Source organism: Pseudomonas beijingensis (assembly GCF_030687295.1).
GTDB lineage: Bacteria > Pseudomonadota > Gammaproteobacteria > Pseudomonadales > Pseudomonadaceae > Aquipseudomonas > Aquipseudomonas beijingensis.
On sequence record NZ_CP117425.1, the window covers coordinates 5,957,361 to 5,984,082 of the forward strand.

Here is a 26,722-nt window from a genome sequence, read left to right on the forward strand (position 1 = left end):
GAGGCCGCCAGTGTAGCGAATTCAGGCCAGCACCGCGCTCCAGTCGAAGGGCTTGGCGAAGGCATTGGTGTCTTCGGCCATCAACGGTCGCGCCACCAGGAACCCCTGCACGAACTCACAGCCATGGGTCTGTAGCCACTGATACTGCTCGCGGGTTTCCACCCCTTCGGCGATTACCCGCAAGCCCAACTGCGTACACAGGTCGATGACCGATGCGGCCAACGCGGCATCCCTGGGCGACCCCGGCAAGCGGGCGATCAAGTGCCGATCGAGCTTGAGGGTATCGAGTTCAAGATCGCGCAGATGCGTCAGCGAACAAGGCCCCGAACCGAAGTCATCCAATGCCACGCGCACCCCGAGCTGGCGCAGCAGGCGCAATTGCTTTTGGGTTTCATCGGGATTGCGCATCAGCGCATCCTCGGTCACCTCGACCTCCAACTGTCGCGGCTTCAAGGCGTGGCGCTCCAGGACCTGGCGCAACTCGGTCACCAGGTTCGGCATGCCGAATTGAGTGCTGCTCAGGCTTACCCCCAACACCAGGTCGTCAGCGAACAACCGCTCCCAGACTTTGCGCTGGGCCGCGCTGCGATGATAAATCCAGCTGCCCAGCCGGCTGATCAATCGCGCCTCTTCCAGCAACGGCAGGAACAGGCCCGGCGGCACGTCGCCGACACTCGGGTGCTGCCAGCGCAACAGCGCCTCGAACCCGCGGATTCGCCCATCGACGATGTTCACCTGCGGCTGGTAGACCATATTGAAATCGCGGTTCTCGATGGCCGAGCGCACGCTCTCTTCCAGCATCAGCCGTGAACGGGCTCGACCGTTCATTTCGTGGTCGTAAAAACGGTATTGCTGGCGACCGGCACGCTTGGCTTCGTACATGGCGATATCGGACGCCCGTAGCAAGCCATCGAGGTTGGCGCCACAGTCCGGGTACGTCGCGATGCCGATGCTGGCGCCAAGCGCCACGTCCATGCCTTCGATCTGCTGGCAGATCGCGACGCGCTCGATGAGTTTCTCCGCGATCTTGGCCGCCTGCTCGGGAAACTCCAAGTCCAGTAGAGCCGTGAACTCGTCACCGCCCAGTCGCGCCAGGATGTCGAAGGGGCGCAGGCACGCCTTCAACTGCTCCGACACCCAGCGCAAGACCCGGTCCCCGGCGTCGTGCCCCAGCGAGTCATTGACCCGCTTGAAGCCGTCGAGGTCCAGGTACAGCAGCACCCAGTTGCTTTCCAGCCGCTCGCTGCGCATCAACAGGTTTTCCGCAGTCTGGTAGAAGCCCCGGCGGTTGAGCAAGCCGGTCAGCGGGTCCGTGACGGCCTGGTATTCGAGCTGCTGGTGCAAGTGGCGAACTACGGACATGTCCTGGAGTGTCACCACCATCGCCTTCTGTTCCGAGGGCAGCGGCGCACAGGACAAGGCCACCGACACCTGCTGGCCGGGCGCCGTGCGCAGCACCGCGTCATGCAATCGCCAGGTTTCACCCCGCCGATAGGCATTGTGGATATCGGAATCGACCCACTCGGGGATGTGCGGTTTCTGCAGGAAATCCAGGAATGGCATGTCCTGCAACTGCTCGGCGGTGGCATTGAGCAAGCGGCAGGTGGACGGGTTGGCGAAGCGGATACAGCCGTTCTCATCCACCACCAGGATGCCTTCGGCGGCGTTGTCCAGCACCGAGGCATTGAAGGCCCTGGCCGCTTCGAGATCCTGGCTCAGGCGCTGCAAGGCCCGGCGATTGCGCTGGTGCTCGAGCAACGCCTGGACCTTGGGCTTGAGGATTTGCGGATCGAAGGGCTTGAACAGGTAATCCACGGCGCCACTGGCGTAGCCCTTGATGACCGCGTCCTGGGATTGCTCGTTGGCGGTCAGGAAAATGATCGGCGTGAGCCGCGTGCGCTGGCTGCCGCGCATCAGGCGCGCCACTTCGAAACCGTCCATGTCGGGCATCTGCACATCCAGCAGAACCAGGTCGATGTCGTGTTCGAGCAGCAGATTAAGCGCCTCGACCCCCGAGGACGCCGTCATGACCTGCCAATCCTGGCGCTGCAACAAGGCCCGCATGCTGAGCAGGTTTTCAGGGTAATCATCAACAATCAAAAGGACAGAGCTGCCTTCGCCGGGCGTTGGTTGCGCGCATTCCATGCTGCTTCTCTTATCGGGCGCCACGTCCGTTTTTACGTAGCAAAGCGGACAAATACTGTCCCCTCACTCTAGACCGGGATTTTGAAAAGCAGTAGGTGTCATCACGCCATCATCCAGACAAAGCCCGAAATAGCCGACTAACGGTCACCCTGCTCAGGCACAGAAACTGCAATGACACCATCGACGAACAATTGACGTCAAACATCCGCCGAACGGTCAACAAAAAAAGCCCAGTCCAGCGTTCCGAAACGCTTCAAAAGGGCGGTTTAAAGCCTCCCGCTACGGCGTACACCTTTACATCTCGACACGCAGGACTTGGACATGATCGATCTCGCAACTTGGAACTTGAGCATTCCCGAAGGCGCCCCACCGGCAACCATTCAAACCTCACAATTGGTTCAAGGCTTCAAGAACCAATATTTCAACTCTGAAACCGGCACCGTGTTTTTCTGGGCTCCCGTGACAGGCGCCACGACGGCCAACGCCATTTACCCACGCAGCGAACTGCGCGAAACCAACGGCGACGGTACGTTGCGTAATTGGCTTTACCCCGCGGCGGATAACAAGCTGGCCGCCACCTTGACCGTCGGCCAAGTGCCCAGCACCGGCAAGCTGGTGATTGGCCAGATCCACGCCAAGGACAGCACCAGCCCCATGGTGAAGCTGGAATACCAGTACAAGACCTACAGTTCCACCGGCAACATCGTCGCCAAGGTGCGCATGCGCCCCGACGACGCAACGGGTCAGGTGATCACCATCGCCACGGGCATCAAACTCAACCAGCCGTTTTCTTACCTGATCCACCTCAACCGCGCAGGTCTGCTGACCATCAACGGTGCCGGATACCAATGGAGCAGCACCGTCAGCAGCACCTGGAGCACCAAGCCGCTGTATTTCAAGGCCGGAGTCTACGTGCAGGACAATACCGGCTACGCCACCGAAGGTGGAAAAGTGACGTTCAGCCTTCTGGACATCGATCACAACCTCTAAGCCTTCCCCCTCGCGCAGCAGCATGGATCGCTGCCTGCTCGTAGCCGACTCGCGCCTTTGCGAGCAACATCGAAGGGCAACGTCAAAAAGCCATCGTTCAAAGAAATTTTGACACTCCCGACTAACGGTCAATTATCTGCGGCACAAAATCGACAATCCCTACTCTGACGGACTGCTGACGCCAACCCTCCGCCGGACGACCGTGCCAATTGCTCGCCCGCGCCCCCTCCTGGCCTCAGCAAAACCGCGTCTTAGAGCCTCCGGCTGTGGCGTAAATCATTTCTTCTTCTCAGAAAGGATCCGAACATGGTCGATCTTGCAACCTGGAACCTGAGCATTCCCGAGGGCAGCCCGCCGAAGACCATCGAAACACCTCGACTGGTGGATGGGTTCAGGGATAAATATTTCAATTCTGAAGGCAGCACGGTGTACTTCTGGTCACCGGTTACCGGCAGCAAGACTGAAAATGCGATCTACCCCCGCAGCGAATTGCGTGAGACCTACAAAGACGGCACCCTGCGCAACTGGCTGTACCCCGATGCCGACAACCAATTGCGTGCGAAACTGGTCGTCAACCAGGTGCCCAGCAGTGGCAAGATCGTGATTGGTCAGATCCATGCCAAGGACAGCAGCAAACCCATGGTGAAGCTGGAATACCAATACAAGGATGCCACCAGCACCGGGGACATCGTCGCCAAAGTGCGCATGCGCCCCAATGACGACGAAGGCCGGGTCATCACCGTCGCCACCGGTGTAAAACTTAATCAAGCCTTCAGTTACCGGCTCCACCTTGATCGTACCGGCGACCTGGGCATTACTGCAGCGGGTCGTAGCTGGTACACCACCATCAGCTCTACTTGGCGGGTCAAGCCGTTGTACTTCAAGGCCGGGGTCTACGTGCAGGACAACACCGGCTATACCAGCGAGGGCGGAAAAGTGACGTTCAGTGTGCTGGATATCGATCACAACACCTGAAATTTCACTTCCGAAAATCTCGTAGGAAATCCCCTCTTGTGGCGAGGGGATTTATCCCCGCTGGGCTGCGAAGCAGCCCCCTTTCCGCCAGACCCACCGCATGCCCCGGTTTTACGGCGGCTGCGCCCCCGAGCGGGAGCAAGCTCCCTCGCCACAAGGGCCCGGTGCGTCCTACAGGTCGATTTTGGCTTCGAAAATCTCCTCTATAGTTCGGTGGGTCTGCTGGCGTTGGTCAGTGGGCAAGGGTTTCGCAGCCCTGGTGAGTTAGAATCACGACCGTCAAAAATCGACATAGGCGAATCCTGCCTACGTTCGGCTTTTTATGGCGGCTGTGTGTGGGAGATCTTCGGGTCTGCCGGGTTTCTCTAACTCCTCGGTCTGCGAACCCGCACATGGCTGCCACCCAATTTGTTTCGCAGCAAACGGTGGCAAATACTTTTCTTGAGTTAGAGGTTTGTCATGAAAGCCGAACAATTGCTCAGCCGCTTCACTCCACTCACCCCGATCGCCACCACACAACCCATCCTGTTCATCGACCGCACCGCCCCACTGACCGAACTCCATGCCTGCGCCAGCGAACGCCTGCACGCTACCCTCGATTACCTGACCCTCATGGCCTGCGCCACGTTGCGCGATTCGGCCGCCAGCGACTTCAACACCCTCACCAATGTTGCTCGGATCCTGGTCCAGGATGTCACCGACGTGTTCGGCGTCATCGAACAACGCGGCCTCGAAGACCAATAAAGCCCTCCCGGCGGGAGATGATCCCCTGTGGGAGCGAGCTTGCTCGCGATAGCGCTGGGTCAGCAGCATGGATGGCGACTGACACAGCGCTATCAGGATCTGTGTGTATATCCATTTCTTTGGTAACGGCTACTTAGGTTCCGCCCTTACGGCGGGTCACTTTTGAAGAGCGCAAAAGTAACCAAAACGCTCCTGCCCCACCACTCGGTGCCTCGCCTAGGCTCGGCATGCCCTCACTCCGGCATTGCTCCGTGGGCCCGCCGCGAAGGGCCATCCATGGCCCAGCGCGGCTATCCCGGCATCCATGCCGGGATGCCCACTCCACAATGCCTGCGTTCGGCCAGCGTGGTTAACGGGGCGCCCGAGATCAACGTCCACCACGAGGCGGCCTGACAGCCGACCTGGCTCTCCTGCTCGTACACCCATCAGATCTGTGGGAGCAAAGCTTGCTCGCGAGGCGGCCTGACAGCCGACCTGACTCTCCTGCTCGTACACCCACCAGATCTGTGGGAGCAAAGCTTGCTCGCGAGGCGGCCTGACAGCCGACCTGACTCTCCTGCTCGTACACCCACCAGATCTGTGGGAGCAAAGCTTGCTCGCGATGACGACAGCACATTCGACATCTTCATCGACTATGACACTGCCTTCGCGAGCAAGCTCCCACACTGGATCTTCAGCACACACAAAATTCATATACACCGCTGGGGCCAATGTGGGAGCGGGCTTGCTCGCGAAGAGGCCAATACATTCAACATCTTCATCAACTGAACCACCGTAATCGCGAGCAAGCTCACCCCTAATCCGCCTGTAAAGTCATCGAGGATGACAGGAGGTCATGTGCATATTCTTTTGATCAGAATAGGATTAAATCCTATCTTATTCAGGAGGCTCATCATGCGCAGCACTCAACAGTTCAGCATCACGCTGCCTAACCAGATGGCTGACGTAGTGAAAGCCAAGGTGGCTGCTGGCGAGTACGCCACTGAAAGTGAAGTCATTCGTGATGGCCTTCGGGCGCTGCTGGCTCGTGATCGTGCTTTGGAAAACTGGCTCGTAGGTCAAGTAGCCCCAGCTTACGATGCCTTGAAAGCTGACCCCTCGCGCACGCTAAGCGTTGATGAGGTGCGCTCTCGATTGGCTGCAGGACACCAGAACGCCACCGTAAAATCGTAAATGGCCCATACCGTCGAGTTTGCACCGCAAGCCCTTGAGCAGTTAGCTGCGCTCTATCGTTACATTGCCACAGAGGCTTCGCCGGAAATTGCCCATCGGTATACCGACGCCATCGTGACCTACTGTAAAGATCTACAGATGTTCTGTGGCGTATATGCATTTTGTGGCTGCTGAAAATCCAATGTGGGAGCGAGACCCCCACCAAGAGCCAGGTCGGCTATAAGGCCGCCTCGCGGTGGACGTAGATTTTCGCGCCCCATTAACCACGATGGCCGAACGCAGGTATTGCGCAGTGGGCCCACGGAGCAATGCCTTCGTTCGGGCATGCCGAGCCTAGGCTCGGCACCGAGTGGTGGGGCAGGAGCGCTTTGGTTGCTTTCGACTGGGCCGGCTTCCGGGCTTTTCGAAAGTGACCCGCCGTAAGGGTGGAACCATAAGTAGCCGTTACCCAAAAAACGGATATACACACAAATCCCACACATAAAAAAACCCGCATCACTGCGGGTTTTCTTACAACGTTGAAGCCTTAGTTAACCTTAGCGTTCAACTCACCTTTCAGATAACGCTGATACATCGCTTCCAAAGAAATCGGCTTGATCTTCGAAGCATTCCCCGCCGTACCAAAGGCCTCATAACGCGCAATACACACATCACGCATCGCCGTCACGGTCGCGCCAAAGAACTTACGCGGATCAAACTCGCTAGGATTGGTCGCCATCAACCGACGCATGGCACCGGTAGAAGCGAGACGCAAATCGGTATCGATGTTGACCTTGCGCACACCGTACTTGATACCTTCGACGATCTCCTCAACCGGCACGCCGTAGGTTTCCTTGATGTCGCCACCGTACTGGTTGATGATCGCCAGCCATTCCTGCGGCACCGAAGAAGAACCGTGCATCACCAAGTGAGTGTTGGGAATGCGCTTGTGGATTTCCTTGATACGGTCGATGGCCAGCACGTCACCGGTAGGCGGCTTGGTGAACTTGTAGGCGCCGTGGCTGGTGCCGATGGCGATGGCCAGGGCGTCGACCTGGGTCTTCTTGACGAAATCCGCGGCTTCTTCCGGGTCGGTCAGCATCTGGCTGTGGTCCAGCACGCCTTCGGCGCCGATGCCATCTTCTTCACCAGCCATACCGGTTTCCAGCGAACCCAGGCAACCCAACTCACCTTCCACCGACACGCCGCAGGCGTGGGCCATGGCGACGGTCTGTTGGGTGACGCGTACGTTGTACTCGTAGTCGGTCGGGGTCTTGCCGTCTTCGCCGAGGGAACCGTCCATCATCACCGAGCTGAAGCCCAGTTGGATGGAGCGCTGGCAGACGTCAGGGCTGGTGCCGTGGTCCTGGTGCATGCACACCGGGATGTGCGGGAATTCTTCGATCGCCGCCAGGATCAGGTGACGCAGGAATGGCGCGCCGGCGTATTTGCGGGCACCAGCCGAAGCCTGGACGATCACCGGAGAGTCAGTCTTGTCAGCGGCTTCCATGATGGCGCGCATCTGCTCAAGGTTGTTGACGTTAAAGGCTGGAACGCCGTAGCCGAACTCGGCTGCGTGGTCCAGCATCTGACGCATGCTGATAAGTGCCATTGTGTCTCTCTCCCGGTCGAGGGTCGTTAATCGTGCCAGCCTGCCGGAGCGGCGGCGGCTATTCAAGTCATTGCGGATCGGGGGTGACCCCGGCCTGCGTGTTCGGTGTCGCTAAACCAAATACTGATGCGATCCCTGTGGGAGCGAGCTTGCTCGCGATGAGGCCAGCACATTCAACATCACTGTCGCCTGATACACCGCTATCGCGAGCAAGCTCGCTCCCACATTGGATCTGCTTTCACATTTGGATCACTGTGGATCAGTTCAATCGTATTACTGCGCCTTGCAACCCCGCCCAATCAAGTCATTGGTGGCGACCCAGTACACTAGGCCTTCCTCACCTTTGACGTGAAATGCCAGCATGTCATCGCTGTACAGCGAACCTTCGACACCCGGTTCAAGCGTGAGGCGATACACCTTATCCGCGCCGCCCAGGCGTACATCGACTCCCTTGCGGGCAGCATCGGCGTAACGCCAGAGCACTTTGGCCTCGCTGTCACAGGTCCAGCTCGTCCAGCCCTCTGCAACGGGCTCGGACGACTGCAAAAAACCCAGTTGCGAACAACCGGCCAGCAATGCCAACGCCACAACGGCGATCAAGCCTTTCATCCGTGTTCCTCGACGGCCGGCACACGCCGTCCGCCATGAGTTAAGAGTCAGACCCGTCAAGGACAACCATGTTCCTTGGCCGGGGTTTGCGTCTCGTATTTGTCCAGGCCGTCCGGTCCGGAACGCTTGTTCAACACCGGGTTGGTCTCGGCCTGCCAGTCGGCCTGGTAACAGCCTTCTTCGGGCGTCGGCGTGCCGGTTTGCGGGGCCGGGGCCTCCGGGCTGCTTGAGCAGGCCACCAGCATCGTCGCCGCCAGCAGCAACGTGAACGTCTTGACCATCAGAACACTCCTTTGCCTGGTCAACGCAACCTCAGGCCTTGGCCCGGCTTTCCAGGACTTCCACGGCGGGCAGCACTTTGCCTTCGACGAATTCGAGGAACGCGCCGCCACCGGTGGAAATGTAGGAGATCTGTTCGGCCACGCCATATTTGTCGATGGCCGCCAGGGTGTCGCCACCGCCAGCAATAGAGAACGCGTTGCTTTCGGCGATGGCCTGGGCCAGCACCTTGGTGCCGTTGCCGAACTGGTCGAACTCGAACACGCCGACCGGGCCGTTCCACAGGATCGTCTGGGAGGATTTCAGCAGTTCGGCGAAGTTGGCTGCGGTTTGCGGGCCGATGTCGAGGATCATGTCATCCTCGGCCACGTCGGCCACCAGCTTGACGGTGGCCGTCGCGCTTTCGGCGAATTCCTTGGCCACGACCACGTCCACCGGCAACGGCACGCTGACCTTGGCGGCGATTTCCCGGGCGGTATCCAGCAGGTCCGGCTCATACAGGGATTTACCAACCGGGTGACCGGCGGCGGCGAGGAAGGTGTTGGCGATGCCGCCACCGACAATCAGTTGGTTGCAGACCTGGCTCAGGCTGTTGAGCACGTCGAGCTTGGTGGAGACCTTGGAGCCGGCCACGATGGCGGCCATCGGCTGGGCCGGAGAGCCCAGGGCCTTGCCCAGCGCGTCCAGCTCGGCAGCCAGCAACGGGGGCCTGCGGCGGCGACTTTGGCAAACTTCGCCACGCCATGGGTCGAACCCTCGGCGCGGTGAGCGGTGCCGAAGGCATCCATGACGAATACGTCGCACAGGGCGGCGTATTGCTGGGCCAGTTCGTCGGCGTTCTTTTTCTCGCCCTTGTTGAAGCGTACGTTTTCGAACAGCACGACGTCGCCGGCCTTTACATCGACGCCGCCCAGGTAGTCAGCCACCAATGGCACGTCACGACCCAAGGCCTTGCTCAGGTAGTCGGCCACAGGCTTGAGGCTGTTTTCCGCCGAGAACTCGCCTTCGGTCGGACGGCCCAGGTGGGAACAGACCATCACGGCCGCGCCTTTTTCCAAGGCCAGCTTGATGGTCGGCAGCGAAGCCAGGATACGCGCGTCGCTGGTGACAACACCGTCCTTGACGGGGACGTTGAGGTCTTCGCGGATCAGTACGCGCTTACCTTGCAGATCGAGGTCGGACATCTTCAACACGGTCATGGGTCGCAATTCCTGGGTAACTGTTTAGAGAGCAGGTTTTTTAGAAGCGGTTTGCAGGTAATGCTCGGCAACGTCCAGCATTCGGTTGGCAAACCCCCATTCGTTGTCGAACCAGGCCAGGATGTTCACGAGCCGCGGCCCGGAAACCCGGGTCTGGCTGGCATCGACAATGGCCGAATGGGGGTCATGATTAAAATCACAACTGGCGTGAGGCAACTCGGTGTAGGCCAGGAGGCCTTTGAGCGGGCCGCTGGTGGCGGCTTCGCGCAGGATCCGGTTGACTTCGGTGGCGTCGGTATCGCTCACGGTCTGCATCGTGATGTCGAGGCAGGACACGTTGACCGTCGGCACCCGCACGGCTTTGGCCTGAATTCGCCCGGCAAGTTCCGGCAGCAGCCGTTCAATGCCGCGCGCCAGACCAGTGGACACCGGAATCACCGATTGGAACGCCGAACGGGTGCGGCGCAGGTCCTCATGGTGGTAGGCGTCGATCACCGGCTGGTCGTTCATCGCTGAGTGGATGGTGGTGATCGACACGTATTCCAGGCCAATGGCCTGATCCAGCAGGCGCAACAGCGGCACGCCGCAGTTGGTGGTGCAAGACGCGTTGGACACCAGCAATTCGTCGCCGGTCAGGCAATCCTGGTTCACGCCATAGACGATGGTGGCGTCGACATCCGCTTCGCTGGCCATCGGTTGGGAGAACAGCACCCGTGGTGCGCCAGCATCGAGGAAACGCTGACCGTCTTCGCGGGTGTGGTAAGCACCGGAACACTCGAGTACCAGATCGACATCCAGGGACGCCCAATCGATGCCCTCGGGGGTGGCGCTGCGCAGGACCTTCACGCAGTCGCCATTGATATGCAGACAATCGCCCTCGACCCGCACTTCGCCGGGGAACCGGCCGTGGGTGGAGTCAAAGCGTGTCAGGTATTCGATGCTGGCCATGTCGGCCAGATCGTTGATGGCCACGATTTCGAAACCGGCCTTGGCCCCTCGCTCGAACAACGCACGCAAGACGCAACGACCTATCCGGCCGTAGCCGTTGAGTGCAACTTTGTAGGGACGCGGTTGGGGCATGGGGGTTCTCTGACCAGGGTGAATCCATCAGGGCAGCGTTGCCTGAGCCATCGCCATCGCGAGCAAGCTCGCTCCCACAGGGTCGGTAGAGATCCTTGTGGGAGCGAGCTTGCTCGCGATGGCGTCAGCCCGGACGACGCGACTTCGGATCAGTCTTCCAGCAACTCTTCAGCCTGACCCAGGATGTTGTCCAGGGTAAAGCCGAACTCCTCGAACAACGCCGGCGCAGGTGCCGATTCGCCGTAGGTGGTCATGCCGATCACGCGGCCTTCCAGGCCCACGTACTTGTACCAGTAATCGGCGTGAGCAGCCTCGATGGCGATCCGTGCGCTGACTTGCAGCGGCAGTACCGCCTGCTTGTAGCCAGCGTCCTGGGCATCGAACACGCTGGTGCACGGCATGGACACTACGCGTACGTTGCGGCCTTGCTCGGTCAGCTTGTCGTAGGCCTGGACGGCCAGGCCGACTTCGGAACCGGTGGCGATCAGGATCAGCTCTGGCTCGCCGATGCAATCCTTGAGCACGTAGCCGCCGCGGGCGATGTCGCCGATCTGGTCGGCATCGCGGTTCTGGTGCTGCAGGTTCTGGCGGGAGAAGATCAGCGCCGATGGGCCGTCGTTACGCTCGATCGCGTATTTCCAAGCCACGGCCGACTCCACGGCATCGCACGGGCGCCAGGTGTCCAGGTTCGGTGTGCAACGCAGGCTCGCCAGTTGCTCGATCGGCTGGTGAGTCGGGCCGTCTTCGCCCAGGCCGATGGAGTCGTGGGTGAACACATACAGGATGCGTTTTTTCATCAGCGCCGACATGCGCACGGCGTTGCGGGCGTATTCCATGAACATCAGGAAAGTAGCGCCGTAAGGCACCAGGCCGCCGTGCAGCGCGACGCCGTTCATGATCGCGCTCATGCCGAACTCGCGAACGCCGTAGTACATGTAGTTGCCGCTGGCGTCTTCGGCGCTGACGCCTTTGCAGCCTTTCCACAGGGTCAGGTTGGAACCGGCCAGGTCGGCCGAACCGCCCAGCAACTCCGGCAGCAATGGGCCGAAGGCGTTCAGCGTGTTCTGGCTGGCCTTGCGGCTGGCGATGGTTTCACCCTTGGCGGCGACTTCAGCGATGTACGCCGAGGCTTTTTCGGCGAAGTCGGCCGGCAGCTCGCCGCTGAGGCGACGCACCAGTTCGTTTGCCAGCTCAGGGAATTCGGCGGAATAGGCGGCGAAACGCTGGTCCCACTCGGCTTCGAGCGCACGGCCCTTTTCCTTGGCGTCCCATTCGGCATAGATGTCGGCCGGGATTTCGAACGGGCCATGGTTCCACTTCAGCGCGGCACGGGTCAGGGCGATTTCCTCGGCACCCAGTGGCGCGCCGTGGCAGTCTTCCTTGCCTTGCTTGTTCGGCGAGCCGAAGCCGATGGTGGTCTTGCAGCAGATCAGGGTCGGCTGGGCGCTTTTGCGCGCGGTCTCGATGGCGGTCTTGATCTCTTCCGGGTCGTGACCGTCGACGTTGCGGATCACCAGCCAGTTGTAGGCCTCGAAACGCTTGGGGGTGTCGTCGGTGAACCAGCCTTCGACTTCGCCGTCGATGGAGATGCCATTGTCGTCGTAGAAAGCGATCAGCTTGTCCAGGCCCAGGGTGCCGGCCAGGGAAGCGACCTCATGGGAAATGCCTTCCATCATGCAGCCATCACCCAGGAACACGTAGGTGTGGTGGTCGACGACATTATGGCCTGGGCGGTTGAATTGCGCCGCCAGGACTTTTTCCGCCAGGGCGAAGCCCACGGCGTTGGCCAGGCCTTGGCCCAACGGGCCGGTGGTGGTTTCCACGCCTGGGGTGTAGCCGTATTCCGGGTGGCCCGGGGTGCGGCTGTGCAGTTGGCGGAAGTTCTTCAAGTCATCGATCGACAGGTCGTAGCCGGTCAGGTGCAGCAGCGAATAGATCAACATCGAGCCATGGCCGTTGGACAACACGAAGCGGTCACGGTCGGCGAACGATGGGTTGCTCGGGCTGTGCTTGAGGTAGTCGCGCCAAAGCACCTCGGCGATATCCGCCATACCCATGGGGGCACCGGGATGGCCGCTGTTGGCTTTCTGCACGGCATCCATGCTGAGGGCACGAATGGCATTGGCACGCTCACGACGGCTGGGCATCGCTGTTCTCCTGCGGGTATTGAATCGAGAATGAATAAAACGGAACTGAAAAAGGCGAGCATTTTCCCTCACCCACCCGCCCCGGGGCAATGACAGATAGTCATCCTGGAGCGTTTTTCCGGTGGATAAAGTCGCATTCGCCAGGTGAAACCTTTCCGCTGATGGCTTGTAGAGTCAAGCACGGTCTGGGAAGTGCCATTTATCAACCAATATCAAAACTTTTTGATATTGAACTTGCGATGATCCAAACCCCTCACTAGACTGCCTCACTGAAACGGACTACCCACTAGTGAAACAGACTGCCCCACGATGAACCTACCCGCGCCCTCCATTCGCCATGACGACTGCGATGAGCTGGCGGCCCTTTGCAAGGCCGGCGGCGACCCGTTGCGGCTCAATGTATTGCGCGCCCTGGCTAACGATTCGTTCGGTGTGCTGGAGCTGGCGCAGATCTTCGGCATCGGTCAGTCCGGCATGAGCCACCACCTCAAGGTCCTGGCCCAGGCCGACCTGGTGGCGACCCGCCGGGAAGGCAACGCCATTTTCTATCGCCGCGCCCTGCCCCACACCGAGCTGCTGGGCGGCAAGCTGCACGCGGCACTGCTGGACGAAGTGGACGCGTTGAACCTGCCGACGGATGTGCAGGCGCGCATCGCCCAGGTCCACGGGCAACGGGCCGCCGCCAGCCAGGACTTCTTCGCACGGGTCGCCGAGAAGTTTCGTGCCCAGCAAGACTTGATCGCCGGCTTGCCGCAATACCGTGAGAGCGTCGTGGCGCTACTCGACAAATTGGGCTTCGAACCCACGGCCACGGCAATCGAAGTCGGCCCCGGCGACGGTGCTTTTCTGCCGGAGCTGGCGCGACGCTTCAGCCAGGTGACGGCGCTGGACAACAGCCCGGCCATGCTCGAACTGGCGCGCCAGGTCTGTGAACGCGAGGCCCTGACTAACGTGCACCTGCAACTGGCCGATGCGCTGGATGGCATGAGCCTGCAGGCCGACTGCGTAGTATTGAACATGGTGCTGCATCATTTCGCCGCGCCGGCCGAGGCGCTCAAGCACATGGCCGGCCTGCTGCAACCGGGCGGCAGCCTGCTGGTGACCGAGTTATGCAGCCACAACCAGAGCTGGGCCAGGGAAGCCTGCGGCGATCTCTGGCTAGGCTTTGAACAAGACGACCTGGCCCGCTGGGCCACCGCAGCGGGCCTCGTGCCCGGGGAAAGCCTCTATGTAGGCTTACGTAATGGTTTCCAGATCCAGGTTCGCCACTTTCAGCGACCCACTGGCGACACTCACCAACGGTAACTTGTAGGAAAACATCGAGATGAGCGAATACTCCCTTTTCACCTCCGAGTCCGTGTCTGAAGGGCATCCGGACAAAATCGCCGACCAGATTTCTGATGCGGTGCTGGACGCCATCATTGCTGAAGACAAGTTCGCCCGCGTGGCGTGCGAGACTCTGGTGAAAACGGGCGTGGCGATCATCGCCGGCGAAGTCACCACGTCGGCCTGGGTCGACCTGGAACAGATCGTTCGCGACGTCATCCTGGGCATTGGCTACAACAGCTCCGACGTCGGCTTTGACGGCGCGACCTGCGGCGTGATGAACATCATCGGCAAGCAGTCCCCCGACATCAACCAGGGCGTTGACCGGGCCAAGCCTGAAGACCAGGGCGCCGGCGACCAGGGCCTGATGTTCGGCTACGCCAGCAACGAGACCGACGTGCTGATGCCGGCCCCGATCACCTTCTCGCACCAGTTGGTTCAACGCCAGGCCGAGGCCCGTAAATCCGGCCTGTTGCCTTGGCTGCGCCCGGACGCCAAGTCCCAGGTGACCTGCCGTTACGAAGGCGGCAAGGTGGTCGGCATCGACGCCGTCGTCCTGTCGACCCAGCACAATCCTGATGTGTCCTACAAAGACCTGCGCGAAGGCGTGATGGAGCTGATCGTCAAGCATGTGCTGCCTGCCGAGTTGCTGTCCAAGGACACCCAGTTCCACATCAACCCGACCGGCCAGTTCATCATCGGCGGCCCGGTGGGCGATTGCGGCCTGACCGGTCGCAAGATCATCGTCGACAGCTACGGCGGCATGGCCCGTCACGGCGGTGGCGCGTTCTCCGGCAAGGACCCTTCCAAGGTGGACCGTTCGGCCGCCTATGCCGGTCGTTATGTCGCCAAGAACATCGTGGCCGCCGGCCTGGCCGAGCGTTGCGAGATCCAGGTGTCCTACGCTATTGGCGTGGCCCAGCCTACATCGATCTCGCTGAACACCTTCGGCACCGGCAAGATCGGCGATGACAAGATCATCAACCTGGTCCGCGAAGTGTTCGACCTGCGTCCGTACGCCATCACCACCATGCTTGACCTGCTGCACCCGATGTACCAGGACACCGCCGCCTATGGTCACTTCGGTCGCACGCCGCAGACCAAGACCGTGGGTGACGATACCTTCACCACCTTCACCTGGGAAAAAACCGACCGCGCCGACGCCCTGCGTGCTGCTGCCGGCCTGTAAGACCTGCGTGTAAAAAAAGCCCCTGGCGACTTGGTCGCCAGGGGCTTTTTCATGCCTGGTGCTTGACTACTCTCATACCGGGGCCTTGTGACGATGGCATTTATCTGTGGGAGCAAGGCTTGCCCGCGATGAGGACAACTCGGTCCCTGTGGTGACGAGGCGCCTGCATCGCGGGCAAGCCTTGCTCCCACAAAATTCCCTAGCCGAAGCTCAAGATCGCCGTGCCACCAGCAAAAACGAAGCCGCACTGGCCAGCAACCCCGCACACATCCGGTTGAACAAACGCTTACCACTGGGCCGCGCGAACAGCCGCCGCGCATAAATCCCCATGTAGCAATACAAGCCGATGGCGATGCATTCCAGCGCCAGGAACAAGCCGCCCAGCACGGCGAACTGTTGGGTGACGGTGCCTGTACGGTCGACGAATTGCGGCAGGAACGCAGTGAACAACAAAATCGCCTTCGGATTACCAATAGCCACCAGGAACTCCTGGCGCGCCAGGCCGGCCCGGCTCATCGATACGCGTCCGGCCTCGCTGTCGGCCTCGGGCTGGGCCCGCCACAACTGCACGGCCAAATAGAACAGGTACCCGGCACCGACGAGCTTGATCCCCAGGAACAGCAGCTCCGAGGTGTGCAGCACGGCGGTGAGCCCCACCGCGGCCAGGGCGATCATGATCGCAAACGCCAGCAACCGACCGATGCCGCCGCTGCACGCCCGGACGAAGCCATAACGCGAGGCGTTACTGATGGAGAGCAGGTTGTTCGGCCCCGGCGCCATGTTCAGCGCAAAGCAGGCCGGAATGAAAACAGCGAGTGTCGGCAGGTCCATTCGGGCGCTCCAGGCAGAGGTGGATCGAAGGCTCATTCTGCACCGGTCATTGCTCGGTTCAAGGGACAGTTGCGCGGCTAAATCGCGCGGGACTGTACCGCCGCGAGTTTGCCATCAGGCGCCGCAAAACCCGGTAACGCTCCGGCCCTCGCAACAGCTGGGACGCTGACTAGCCTTCAGGGACTCAACCGAGCAAGGATGCCTCGATGCCACCGATCCTGTATGCCCTCGCCTGCCTCGTCTTCATTGCCCTCCCCGCGGTCGCCGCGCCCTGCCCCGACTGGCCCGCTGAACGGGCCCGGGCCGAGATCGCCGCGCTGCAACAGCAAATCGACACCTGGGATGACCGTTACCACCGCCTCGGCCAGTCGCTGGTGGCCGATGAGCTTTATGATCAATTCCGCACACAGCTGAGCCTATGGCGCAGTTGCTTCAATCTTGCGGCGCCCGACGATCCCCTGCGCTCGGCGGGCGGAAAGGTGACGCACCCCGTCGTCCATACCGGCCTGGAAAAACTCAAGGACGTCGACGCCGCGGGGGCCTGGCTGCTCGGTCGAGAGGACGTCTGGGCGCAGCCGAAAGTCGATGGCGTGGCGGTCTCCCTGGTTTACCGCAAGGGCCGCTTGCATCAAGCAATCAGCCGCGGCGATGGCGTCCTGGGGCATGACTGGACCGCCAATGCGCACAAGATCGACGCCATCGCACAGCGACTGCGCCAGCCCGTGGACCTGGTCGTTCAGGGCGAGCTGTACTGGCGCCTGGACGGCCATGTCCAAGCCAGCCGCGGCAGTCTGAACGCCCGCGCAACCGTGGCGGGCTTGATGGCGCGTAGCAATTTGACGGCGCAGGAGGCGTCATCCATCGGCCTGTTTGTCTGGGACTGGCCTGAAGGGCCCAGCACCCTGCCCGAGCGGATGGTCGCGCTGAGCGCGCTGGGTTTCGCCGACACCCGCGACTACAACCAGCCTGTCCGGGCGCTGAGCGATGCCGAGCGGTGGCGCGACCACTGGTATCGCACGCCGCTGCCCTTCGCCAGTGACGGGATCGTCCTGCGCCAGAGCCGCCGTCCATCCGCCGACCGTTGGCAAGCCAAGGCGCCGTTCTGGAGCGTGGCCTGGAAATACCCATATGCCAAGGCCCTGGCCGAAGTACGCAAGGTGCGCTTCAAGGTCGGGCGTACCGGGCGCATCACCCCGGTGTTGGAACTTGAACCAACCCTGCTCGACGACCGGTGGATTCGCCGGGTGAGCGTCAGTTCACTCAAGCGCTGGGAGGCGATGGACATCCGTCCCGGCGATCGGGTCGCCATCAGCCTGGCCGGGCTGACCATTCCGCGACTCGACGAGGTGGTGCTGCGCAGCCTTGAGCGCCAGGAGGTCAATGCCCCCGCAGCGAGCGATCATCACTTCTTGAGTTGCTGGCAAGCGACGCCGGGCTGTGAAAGCCAATTCCTCGCACGCCTGAACTGGCTCAGCGGCAAGCACGGGCTCGCCCTGCCCCATGTCGGCCCCGGCACCTGGGAAAAACTCCTGGCTGCCGGTCGGCTCCACGGATTGTTGGATTGGTTGACCCTCGATGCCGCCGAGCTTGCTAACATTGACGGCTTCGGCGAACGCAGTAGCGCGCGCCTGCTCGCCAGCCTCGACAGCGCCCGGCAACGCCCTTTCGGGCAATGGCTCAAGGCCTTGGGCCTGCCGCCCATCGGTGAGGCCCGGCTGGAAGGGCCGTGGCAAGGGCTGGCTGAACGCAGTACCGAACAATGGCAAGCCGAAGCCGGCATCGGACCGGGACGCGCGGCGCAATTGAGCGCCTTTTTTCGCGACCCGCAGGTACTGGCCTTGAGTGACGAATTACGCACCGCCGGGATCGACGGTTTTTAATCCGGGGCCCGTGTAGTTGAACCCAAGGGGCGAAGATGCGTTCCAACAGCGCATCTGTTACCGACCGCTCGCGATTTTTTTACGGAGTTGCTATGAATTTCCTGTCCCCCGCTGCCCTGATGCTCTTGTGCAGCGCCATGGCCGCCCCTTTGATGGCGGACGAGCAGACCCCGGAGCTCACCGGCTGCGCGGCCAAGCGCCAGGGCATCATCAACCAGATCGAACTGGCCAAGTCCCGTGGCAACCAGGACCAGCAGGCAGGCCTGGAAACCGCATTGAGTGAAGTCACCACCCATTGCACCGATGCGTCCTTGCGCAAGGAGCGTGAAAACAAGGTGCTCGATGCCAAGCACGAGGTCAGCCGGCGTCAGGCCGACCTGGAAAAGGCCATGAAGAAAGGCGACGCCGAGCGGATCAACAAACGCAAGGACAAGCTGGCGGCCTCTCGCAAGGAGCTGCAGGAAGCGGTGGATGAGTTGGATAAATAGGTTTCTAGCTGCAAGTTCAAAGCTCCACACTTGCAGCTTGCAGCTGCTTCAAAATCAATAATCCCGAAATTCTTTATGACAGGCACTGCACGCATCTTCGACCTTCTGCACCGCCGGCCCCAGGTTGCTGGCCCTGTAGGGCTGGATCTTGCTGACGATCAGCAATTCACCGGTGGCGGCTTCAAGGCTGCGGGCCAGCTCCTGGAAGCGCGCCTGTTTTTGCCAGACCTCATCCCGGGCGCTGGTGTGGTCTTGCTCGCGTACTTGTGGAAAGTGCTTCCACGGTTCATGGGACAATTGGTCCAGTTGCGCCGCGCCCTCGGCGAAACGTGCGCCGTCAAACGGCACGCGGCCGCGCAACATGCCACCCAGTTCTTCGTTGGTCTTGAGCATCTGCTTGAAGATCGCCTTGCGCTGGCCCAGGGGAGAATTGGGATCGACGCCGCCACAGGCGGACAACATCAGGCAGGCCAGCACGGCCATGGAAAATCGTTTTACAAACATCTTGGCCTCGGGGCAGGGAACGGCGGTTAGTATCCTCGGGTCATCGGTAAAGACCAATGCCCCTATCAACAATACGGGTTGTTCGAGCGCCTGACAGCGCTCGAATGGCTGCAAAGGAAATCTTCATGAACAGCCGCATCAAGCCCTGGCACAAAGGCCTGGCATTGACCCTACCGCTGATCGCCCTGTTGGCCGGTTGTAATCGCGGCGAAAAGGTCGAGGAACCGCAGACCCACGCCCTCGCCACCTATGTCAGCGCACCCTGGGAGGCGCTGCCTGCGGTGTCCGATGCAGACCTGCTGGCCGGTTTCGGTTCCTGGCGCAGCGCATGCACCCGGCTCAAGGCCGATGCGACCTGGGGCCCGACCTGTGCAACAGCGGCCAAAGTGCCACAAACCGCCGTGGCTGTACGCAACTTCCTGAAACAGAACCTGGACGTGTATGGCCTGCGCTCGGGGGACAACAGCCCCAACGGCCTGATTACCGGCTATTACGAGCCGGTCTACCCCGGCAGCCTCACCCAGACCGCCACAGCGAATATCCCGGTGTACGGCGTACCGGAGGACATGATCATCGTGTCGCTGGACAGCCTCTACCCTGAGCTCAAGGGCAAACGCCTGCGCGGCCGCCTCGAAGGTCGCGTGCTCAAGCCGTACGACGATGCGGCCACCATCGAAACCAATGGCGTAAAGGCACCGGTCATTGCCTGGCTGACCGACCCCATGAACCTGCAATTCCTGCAAATCCAGGGTTCGGGACGCATTCAACTGGCTGATGGCCGCCAACTGCGCATCGGCTATGCCGACCAGAACGGCCATCCTTACCGCCCCATCGGACGCTGGCTGGTCGAACAAGGCGAACTGAAAAAAGAAGACGTGACCATGGGCACCATCAGTGCCTGGGCCAAGGCCAACCCGAACCGCATTCCCGAATTGCTCGGCAGCAACCCCAGCTACGTCTTCTTCAACCGCAACCCCGACAGCAACGAAGGCCCGCGAGGCTCGTTGAATGTACCGCTGACCGCCGGCTACAGCGTGGCGGTGGACCGCAAGGTGATTCCGCTGGGCAGCCTGTTGTGGCTATCCACCACTCGCCCCGATGGCAGCACCTTGAACCGGCCCGTCGCCGCCCAGGACACTGGCGGTGCAATTACCGGCGAAGTGCGGGCGGACCTGTTCTGGGGCACCGGCGAAGCCGCCGGACAGTTGGCCGGGGACATGAAGCAACAGGGACAAATCTGGATGCTCTGGCCCAAGGGCATGGCGCTGCCGTCGGTGCCGCAGGTGGCGAACGCGGTGACCGCCAATCCTTGAGGGATGGGGTGATTGTCCCGGCCTCATCGCGAGCAAGCTCGCTCCCACATTGGATCGGGTGTGTACACGAAATATGTATTCACTGAGATCAACTGTGGGAGCGAGCTTGCTCACGATGGGGCCAGCACAGACACCGGGACTCAGGAACCAGGCTCAGACCGAAACGAAAAAGAAACTCAAGACCAACCCCACCCCCACGAACCACACCAGCGAACGCAGAATCGCCCAGTCCGCCAGATAACAAATGATGTAGAGCAGACGGCTGGTGATGAACAGCACCGCCAACACGTTGATAGTCACCAGCTCGGCATTGCCGGCCAGGTGCGCGACGATCACGGCGGCGGCAAAGAACGGGCTGATTTCAAAACTGTTCAGTTGCGCGGCGAAGGCACGTCGGGGAGCGCCTTCGAGCGAGTCGAGAAAATCCCGGGGGTCGTGGTTATCCTGCAACCGGTATTTCCCACCGGCCTTGGCGATCCCGATACACAAGTAAGGCAGGAGAAAAGCAATCAATACACACCACAGGGCAACCGTCATACCGCACTTCCTTTTTTGAGTTTTATAGAAAATCGAACGTCAGCCATATCGGTCAGAACTTCATCACCAGCATGCCAACCAACACCAGCCCGCAGGCTAAGAGCCGCGGCAAACCGAAAGGTTCTTTCAAGTAACGCATGCCGAACAGCACCACCAGGATCACGCTGATCTCCCGCAGCGCCGCCGCTTCGGCAATCGAGCCCAGTTGCATGGCCCACAGCACCAGAGCGTAGCTGAACAATACGCAGAATCCGACCGCCAACCCCAGCCGCCATTGTTCGCGCCAGAATCGCATGAACGCCGGCCGTTTGCTCACCAGCGCCAGCAATGGGAACGGCCAGGCACTGAGCAGCGTGACCCAGACCAGGTAGTCCAGCGGCTGGGACCAACGCCGCAGGGCGTGGCCGTCGATAAAGGTGTAGCAACCGATGCACAGGCCGATCAACGCCACCACCGGCAACATCGACCAGGGCAGCCGGTCACCGCCACCGCCCTGCCACAACAGGCAAAGCATGCCGAACGGGATCAGCAAAATACCGATGACCTGCTGGGTCGTCAGCGCTTCACCGGCGAAAACAAACGTCAGGGCCAGCACCACCAGCGGCGACAGGCCACGCATCAGTGGATAGACCAACCCCAGGTCACCGACCCGATAAGCCTGGATCAGCAAATAGCGGTACAACAGCTCGAACGCCGCCGACGCCAGGATCCACGGCCAGATTTCCAACGGCGGCCATGCCACGAAACCCAGGGCCAATGCGACGACCAGCAAGGCGACACTGTCCATGCACGCCACCACCAGCAAACGTTCGCCGCTGAACTTGATCAGCGTATTCCACGCCGCATGCAACAGCGCCGCTACCAACACCAAAGCCGTCGCAAGCACGGCACGCTCCTTGTCTGGCTCCCGCTCCTACGATCAGCGGGACTCATGAATTGATTCGCTATCGTTTATACTGCAAGCCGATCACGCCGCACTCAGTTGCGCATAAAGCCAATTCCAATAATTTCGCTGTTGTCCCGTTCACTCGAACCGGGGCGCCGGCATGCGTATGCCTGATCCGGGCGTCAAGACTACAGACAGAGACCTTGCGCATGCCACTCGCCTTGCTTGCTTTGGCCGTTGCCGCTTTTGGCATCGGCACGACTGAATTCGTCATCATGGGCCTGTTGCCCGATGTCGCCCGGGACCTGGCCGTGAGCATTCCCCAGGCCGGGCTGCTGATCACCGGCTACGCCCTGGGCGTGGTGTTCGGCGCGCCGATCCTGGCGATCGGCACCGCCAACATGCCGCGCAAGGCCACGCTATTGGGCATGACCTTGATGTTCATTCTTGGCAATGTGCTCTGCGCCCTGGCGCCGAACTACACCACGCTGATGGCCGCCCGGGTCATCACCGCACTGTGCCACGGAGCGTTCTTTGGCATTGGTTCGGTGGTGGCAGCCGGGTTGGTGGCGCCAAACAAACGAGCCCAGGCGATTGCCATGATGTTCACCGGCCTGACCCTGGCGAACGTGCTGGGCGTCCCGTTGGGCACGGCCCTGGGTCAATACGCCGGCTGGCGCTCGACCTTCTGGGCGGTCTCGATCATCGGCGTGATCGCCGCCATCGCCCAATGGGTCTGGCTGCCCAAGGAAATCCCCATGGACAAAGCCAACCTGGCCAGCGAGTTCAAGGTCCTGGGCAAGGTCAACGTATTGCTCGCCCTGGGCATGAGCGTGCTGGCCTCCACCAGTTTGTTCAGCGTGTTCACCTACATCGCGCCGATCCTGCAGGACATCACCGGTGTCAGCCCCCACGGCATCACCGTCATGTTGCTGCTGTTCGGCGTCGGTCTGACGGCGGGCAGTTTCCTCGGCGGGCGCCTGGCGGACCGGCGCCTGCTGCCTGCGCTGGTGGGCATGGCCTTGGCCGTGGTGCTGGTGCTGGCCGCGTTCAGCCAGACCAGCCGGTCGGTGATCCCGGCGGCGATCACCCTGGTGCTGTGGGGCATCTTCGCCTTCGCCCTGTGCCCAATCCTGCAACTGCTGATCATCGACCAGGCCCATGAAGCACCGAACCTCGGCTCCACGCTCAACCAGAGCGCATTCAATCTGGGCAACGCGGCCGGGGCCTGGATGGGTGGATTGGTGGTGGCCAGTGGTGCCGACCTGGCGGATCTACCGTGGACCGGAGCAGCGGTCGGCGGCCTCACGGTATTGACCGCCTTGTTCTTTATTCATCGCCAACGACGCTTGGCAGCAGTCGTTGTTTGAGGGCCTGGGACGTCGGCCCTGCCCGTGAACGGGGCGCCTGACATCAGGTTTGTGCCTACTCCGAGTCGTTGCGCCGCGCTGTCGTAGCTGAGGGTTTGTCTTTGGGCAGGCCAACTTCACTGCGGATCTGCGCATGGCTGATCAAAGCGAAGATAAAACTCCCGCCGACGATGTTGCCTGCCAATGTCGGCCCGGCGAAGACCATCCAGAAATCCTCCCAGGACAACTGGCCGGCAAACACCAGGTAGGACACTTCGGCCGAGCCGACGACGATGTGGGTGAAATCCCCAAGCGCCATGAGGTAGGTGATCAGAATGATGATCCACATCTTGGCGCTTTCCATGGAGGGGATCATCCAGACCATGGTGGCGATCATCCAGCCGGGAAATGATGCCTTTGGCGAACATCTGGCCGGTGTCGTTCTCCATGACCTTGCGGCCGATCTCCAGGAAAGCCTGGTCGGTGCGCGGGTCGAAAATCGGCAGGTGCAACATCACGTAGGCCACCAGCAAGGTGCCACACAGGTTGCCCACCAACACCACACCCCCCAAAGCCGTAGCAACCGACCGAAGTTGCCCAGCGTGGGTTTGCTCATGATCGGCAGCACGGCGGTCAGGGTGTTTTCGGTGAACAGTTGCTGGCGGGCCAGGATCACCGCGAGAAAGCCGGCGCAGTAACCGAAACTGGCGATCACCTTGAAGCCCTCGTGATCCGGCAGCCGGGAGCTGAGCAAGCCCATCGCCATCAGCGACAGGCCCATGGTCAACCCCGCCGCCAGGGCCGACCACCAGAGCGCGGCGATACTGCGCTCCAGTTCCTGGTTGCCCTGGGTGCGGATGATTTCATGCAGCACTGCGGCCCGCGGTGGCTGGTTACGGTCGACTTCGTGCTGTTCCTGCGCCGAAAGATCAGGGGTCTTGCCTTCTTCGTGGGTGTCCATACAGCTCCTGAACCGGTGGCGTGATGTACCTACGACACGCGGCGTTCGGAGCTGTTCAGTGGGACCCCACTCAAATGTGGGCGCGAGCTTGCTCGCGATAGCGGTGGGTCAGTTTGCATCGATGCTGGATGCGCAATCGTCATCGCGAGCAAGCTCGCTCCCACAGGGGATTGGTGGTGGACGCTTATCCTGTGACCGGCCCAGAACCCCTGTAGGAGCGAGCTTGCTCGCGATGAGCGCGCCGCCGATCTCACGCGACGACATCGTCCTTGAACTGATCCTTGACGTAGGTGATCTCGGTCCGCCCATGAGGCGCGGGCAGGCCGTCTTCGCCAAGGTTGACGAAGACCATCTTCTCCACGGTCAAGATGCTTTTGCGGGTGATTTTGTTGCGCACCTCGCAGGTCAGGGTGATGGAGGTGCGGCCAAACTCGGTGGCGGTAATGCCCAGCTCGATGATGTCGCCCTGGCGCGAAGCGCTGACGAAATTGATTTCCGAGATGTACTTGGTGACCACGCGCTGGTTGCCAAGCTGGACGATGGCGTAGATCGCCGCTTCTTCGTCGATCCAGCGCAACAGGCTGCCGCCGAACAGCGTGCCGTTGGGGTTGAGGTCTTCGGGCTTGACCCATTTGCGGGTGTGGAAATTCATGATCACTCCTGAGCGTCTGGCCAATGGATTGCAGCATCATGGCAGACCGGGCGGACAGGCTCTATGTCGCTGCCCCTATAACTGTCATCGGCAATTTCGATTTGCCCGACAGAAACCCTTTTGGAAGATCCGATTAGCCCGTTATAATCGCCACCGCTTTACCGGTCCACCCTTTGGACCGTTCCCGCCACCTGTCCGAGGGGCGCTGCAGCAGGCTCGACCTGTCAGGCTCGGATGGGGCGTTGTTTGTACGGGCCTGCCCGCACGGACACTAAACGCACAACGGCGCCCATTCGCATACATTACGAATGGAGGCTCTTCATGAGCGCTGTTATCACGCCTGCCGCTTTTACCGACTACAAAGTCGCCGACATGTCCCTGGCTGCCTGGGGCCGTCGCGAAATCATCATCGCCGAATCCGAAATGCCAGCCTTGATGGGCCTGCGTCGCAAGTACTCTGGCGAACAGCCATTGAAGGGCGCAAAAATCCTCGGCTGCATCCACATGACCATCCAGACCGCCGTGCTGATCGAAACCCTGGTTGCCCTGGGCGCCGAAGTCCGCTGGTCGTCCTGCAACATCTTCTCGACCCAGGACCAGGCCGCTGCCGCCATCGCCGCTGCCGGCATCCCGGTTTTCGCCTGGAAAGGCGAGACCGAACAAGAGTACGAGTGGTGCCTGGAGCAGACCATCCTCAAGGATGGCCAGCCATGGGACACCAACATGATCCTCGACGACGGCGGTGACCTGACCGAGCTGCTGCACAAGAAATACCCGGCCGTGCTGGACAAGGTCCACGGCGTGACCGAAGAAACCACCACCGGCGTACACCGCCTGCTGGACATGCTGGCCAAGGGCGAGCTGAAAATCCCGGCCATCAACGTCAACGACTCGGTGACCAAGAGCAAGAACGACAACAAGTACGGCTGCCGTCACAGCCTCAACGACGCCATCAAGCGCGGCACCGACCACCTGTTGTCGGGCAAGCAAGCGCTGGTGATCGGCTACGGTGACGTGGGCAAGGGTTCGTCCCAGTCCCTGCGTCAGGAAGGCATGATCGTCAAGGTTTCCGAAGTCGATCCGATTTGTGCCATGCAGGCTTGCATGGACGGTTTCGAGCTGGTTTCGCCGTTCATCGACGGGATCAACGACGGCACCGAAGCCAGCATCGACAAGGCCCTGCTGGGCAAGATCGACCTGATCGTGACCACCACCGGCAACGTCAACGTCTGCGATGCCAACATGCTCAAGGCCCTGAAGAAGCGCGCCGTTGTCTGCAACATCGGTCACTTCGACAATGAAATCGACACTGCTTTCATGCGCAAGAACTGGGCATGGGAAGAAGTGAAGCCACAGGTGCACAAGGTTCACCGCACCGGCACTGGCAGCTTCGACCCACAGAACGACGACTACCTGATCCTGCTGGCCGAAGGTCGCCTGGTCAACCTGGGCAACGCCACCGGTCACCCAAGCCGCATCATGGACGGTTCGTTCGCCAACCAGGTCCTGGCCCAGATCTTCCTGTTCGGCCAGAAGTACGCCGACCTGTCGCCGGCCCAGAAAGCCGAGCGCCTGACCGTGGAAGTACTGCCCAAGAAACTCGACGAAGAAGTGGCCCTGGAAATGGTTCGCGGTTTCGGCGGCGTGGTCACCCAACTGACCAAGCAACAGGCTGACTACATCGGCGTCACCGTCGAAGGCCCGTTCAAGCCGCACGCTTACCGCTACTGATCGGCGCCCTTCCCTTTGGAAGCGGGCCTGTGGGAGCAAAGCTTGCTCGCGATGCAGACACCTCGGTCCAGCTATCGGACCGAGGCGATGCCAATCGCGAGCAAGCTCGCTCCCACATAAACCCGCTCCCACAAGGGATATGC

23 protein-coding genes, 2 pseudogenes and 1 riboswitch are annotated in these 26,722 nt (G+C 61.1%); of the genes and pseudogenes, 12 read left to right on the top strand and 13 right to left on the bottom strand.

Annotated features, from left to right (window positions below; genetic code table 11):
- Positions 1–21: 21 nt before the first annotated feature.
- Positions 22–2,145, bottom strand: coding sequence for a putative bifunctional diguanylate cyclase/phosphodiesterase (locus PSH84_RS26490; RefSeq protein WP_305468734.1), 2,124 nt, complete (start codon positions 2,143–2,145; stop codon positions 22–24).
- A 321-nt stretch (positions 2,146–2,466) separates the two neighbouring features.
- Here PSH84_RS26490 and PSH84_RS26495 point away from each other — a divergent pair, with 321 nt between their 5' ends.
- From PSH84_RS26495 to PSH84_RS26515, 5 genes are all read left to right on the top strand, one after another.
- On the top strand, positions 2,467–3,135 hold the full coding sequence (locus tag PSH84_RS26495) for a polysaccharide lyase family 7 protein (protein WP_122566582.1): 669 nt from the start codon (positions 2,467–2,469) through the stop codon (positions 3,133–3,135).
- Between the two features lie 306 nt (positions 3,136–3,441).
- Positions 3,442–4,110, top strand: coding sequence for a polysaccharide lyase family 7 protein (locus PSH84_RS26500; RefSeq protein WP_122566581.1), 669 nt, complete (start codon positions 3,442–3,444; stop codon positions 4,108–4,110).
- A 459-nt stretch (positions 4,111–4,569) separates the two neighbouring features.
- Complete coding sequence (locus PSH84_RS26505) at positions 4,570–4,854, top strand: fructose-bisphosphate aldolase (RefSeq protein ID WP_122566580.1); 285 nt, start codon at positions 4,570–4,572, stop codon at positions 4,852–4,854.
- An 894-nt stretch (positions 4,855–5,748) separates the two neighbouring features.
- Positions 5,749–6,027 carry a ribbon-helix-helix domain-containing protein gene (locus PSH84_RS26510; protein WP_305468735.1) on the top strand — a complete coding sequence of 93 codons (279 nt, stop codon included), beginning with the start codon at positions 5,749–5,751 and terminating at the stop codon, positions 6,025–6,027.
- A complete protein-coding gene (locus tag PSH84_RS26515; protein WP_305482015.1) occupies positions 6,028–6,201 on the top strand; it encodes a type II toxin-antitoxin system RelE/ParE family toxin in 174 nt (57 codons plus the stop codon).
- 352 nt (positions 6,202–6,553) lie between these two features.
- On the opposite strand, the gene fba is transcribed toward PSH84_RS26515, so the two are convergent.
- From fba to tkt, 6 genes and pseudogenes are all read right to left on the bottom strand, one after another.
- Positions 6,554–7,618 carry a class II fructose-bisphosphate aldolase gene (gene fba, locus PSH84_RS26520; protein ID WP_003177554.1) on the bottom strand — a complete coding sequence of 355 codons (1,065 nt, stop codon included), beginning with the start codon at positions 7,616–7,618 and terminating at the stop codon, positions 6,554–6,556.
- A gap of 273 nt (positions 7,619–7,891) precedes the next feature.
- Positions 7,892–8,227 (bottom strand): MliC family protein, encoded by a 336-nt coding sequence (locus tag PSH84_RS26525; RefSeq protein WP_305482016.1) that lies wholly within the window; start codon positions 8,225–8,227, stop codon positions 7,892–7,894.
- Between the two features lie 56 nt (positions 8,228–8,283).
- Complete coding sequence (locus tag PSH84_RS26530) at positions 8,284–8,508, bottom strand: hypothetical protein (RefSeq protein WP_122566574.1); 225 nt, start codon at positions 8,506–8,508, stop codon at positions 8,284–8,286.
- Between the two features lie 31 nt (positions 8,509–8,539).
- Positions 8,540–9,705: pseudogene (locus tag PSH84_RS26535) on the bottom strand (phosphoglycerate kinase).
- A gap of 24 nt (positions 9,706–9,729) precedes the next feature.
- Complete coding sequence (gene epd, locus PSH84_RS26540; RefSeq protein ID WP_122566572.1) at positions 9,730–10,785, bottom strand: erythrose-4-phosphate dehydrogenase; 1,056 nt, start codon at positions 10,783–10,785, stop codon at positions 9,730–9,732.
- 149 nt (positions 10,786–10,934) lie between these two features.
- The gene (gene tkt, locus PSH84_RS26545) at positions 10,935–12,932 is read right to left on the bottom strand and encodes a transketolase (protein WP_305468736.1); all 1,998 of its coding nucleotides are present in this window, start codon (positions 12,930–12,932) and stop codon (positions 10,935–10,937) included.
- A 309-nt stretch (positions 12,933–13,241) separates the two neighbouring features.
- On the opposite strand from tkt, the gene PSH84_RS26550 reads away from it, so the two are divergent.
- Together PSH84_RS26550 and metK are read left to right on the top strand one after the other, a co-directional pair.
- The gene (locus PSH84_RS26550) at positions 13,242–14,237 is read left to right on the top strand and encodes an ArsR/SmtB family transcription factor (protein WP_305482017.1); all 996 of its coding nucleotides are present in this window, start codon (positions 13,242–13,244) and stop codon (positions 14,235–14,237) included.
- A gap of 19 nt (positions 14,238–14,256) precedes the next feature.
- Positions 14,257–15,447: a methionine adenosyltransferase gene (gene metK / locus PSH84_RS26555; protein WP_003177547.1), complete on the top strand. Its 1,191-nt coding sequence runs from the start codon at positions 14,257–14,259 to the stop codon at positions 15,445–15,447.
- Positions 15,448–15,657: 210 nt separating this feature from the next.
- Here metK and PSH84_RS26560 read toward each other — a convergent pair whose 3' ends face one another.
- A complete protein-coding gene (locus tag PSH84_RS26560) occupies positions 15,658–16,278 on the bottom strand; it encodes a LysE family translocator (RefSeq protein ID WP_305482018.1) in 621 nt (206 codons plus the stop codon).
- Between the two features lie 206 nt (positions 16,279–16,484).
- On the opposite strand from PSH84_RS26560, the gene ligB reads away from it, so the two are divergent.
- Both ligB and PSH84_RS26570 read left to right on the top strand, forming a co-directional pair.
- Complete coding sequence (ligB, locus tag PSH84_RS26565) at positions 16,485–18,158, top strand: NAD-dependent DNA ligase LigB (RefSeq protein ID WP_122566568.1); 1,674 nt, start codon at positions 16,485–16,487, stop codon at positions 18,156–18,158.
- Between the two features lie 92 nt (positions 18,159–18,250).
- A complete protein-coding gene (locus PSH84_RS26570) occupies positions 18,251–18,646 on the top strand; it encodes a DUF1090 domain-containing protein (protein ID WP_122566567.1) in 396 nt (131 codons plus the stop codon).
- Between the two features lie 54 nt (positions 18,647–18,700).
- Here PSH84_RS26570 and PSH84_RS26575 read toward each other — a convergent pair whose 3' ends face one another.
- Entirely contained in the window at positions 18,701–19,150 is a 450-nt protein-coding gene (locus PSH84_RS26575; protein WP_122566566.1) for a c-type cytochrome, read from the bottom strand.
- 125 nt (positions 19,151–19,275) lie between these two features.
- Between PSH84_RS26575 and mltA the strand changes: the two genes are divergently transcribed.
- On the top strand, positions 19,276–20,463 hold the full coding sequence (gene mltA / locus PSH84_RS26580) for a murein transglycosylase A (RefSeq protein WP_305482019.1): 1,188 nt from the start codon (positions 19,276–19,278) through the stop codon (positions 20,461–20,463).
- Between the two features lie 153 nt (positions 20,464–20,616).
- Here mltA and PSH84_RS26585 read toward each other — a convergent pair whose 3' ends face one another.
- On the bottom strand, positions 20,617–21,000 hold the full coding sequence (locus tag PSH84_RS26585) for an MAPEG family protein (protein ID WP_122566564.1): 384 nt from the start codon (positions 20,998–21,000) through the stop codon (positions 20,617–20,619).
- A gap of 52 nt (positions 21,001–21,052) precedes the next feature.
- Complete coding sequence (locus tag PSH84_RS26590) at positions 21,053–21,886, bottom strand: EamA family transporter (RefSeq protein WP_305482020.1); 834 nt, start codon at positions 21,884–21,886, stop codon at positions 21,053–21,055.
- Between the two features lie 209 nt (positions 21,887–22,095).
- Here PSH84_RS26590 and PSH84_RS26595 point away from each other — a divergent pair, with 209 nt between their 5' ends.
- Complete coding sequence (locus PSH84_RS26595) at positions 22,096–23,256, top strand: MFS transporter (RefSeq protein ID WP_305482021.1); 1,161 nt, start codon at positions 22,096–22,098, stop codon at positions 23,254–23,256.
- Positions 23,257–23,311: 55 nt separating this feature from the next.
- Here PSH84_RS26595 and PSH84_RS26600 read toward each other — a convergent pair.
- Positions 23,312–24,196, bottom strand: a pseudogene (locus PSH84_RS26600) (formate/nitrite transporter family protein).
- 250 nt (positions 24,197–24,446) lie between these two features.
- Positions 24,447–24,848 (bottom strand): acyl-CoA thioesterase, encoded by a 402-nt coding sequence (locus tag PSH84_RS26605; protein WP_305482023.1) that lies wholly within the window; start codon positions 24,846–24,848, stop codon positions 24,447–24,449.
- A gap of 191 nt (positions 24,849–25,039) precedes the next feature.
- Positions 25,040–25,146: riboswitch (S-adenosyl-L-homocysteine riboswitch) on the top strand.
- Positions 25,147–25,169: 23 nt separating this feature from the next.
- On the opposite strand from PSH84_RS26605, the gene ahcY reads away from it, so the two are divergent.
- Positions 25,170–26,579 carry an adenosylhomocysteinase gene (gene ahcY / locus PSH84_RS26610; protein WP_122566560.1) on the top strand — a complete coding sequence of 470 codons (1,410 nt, stop codon included), beginning with the start codon at positions 25,170–25,172 and terminating at the stop codon, positions 26,577–26,579.
- Positions 26,580–26,722: the final 143 nt, after the last annotated feature.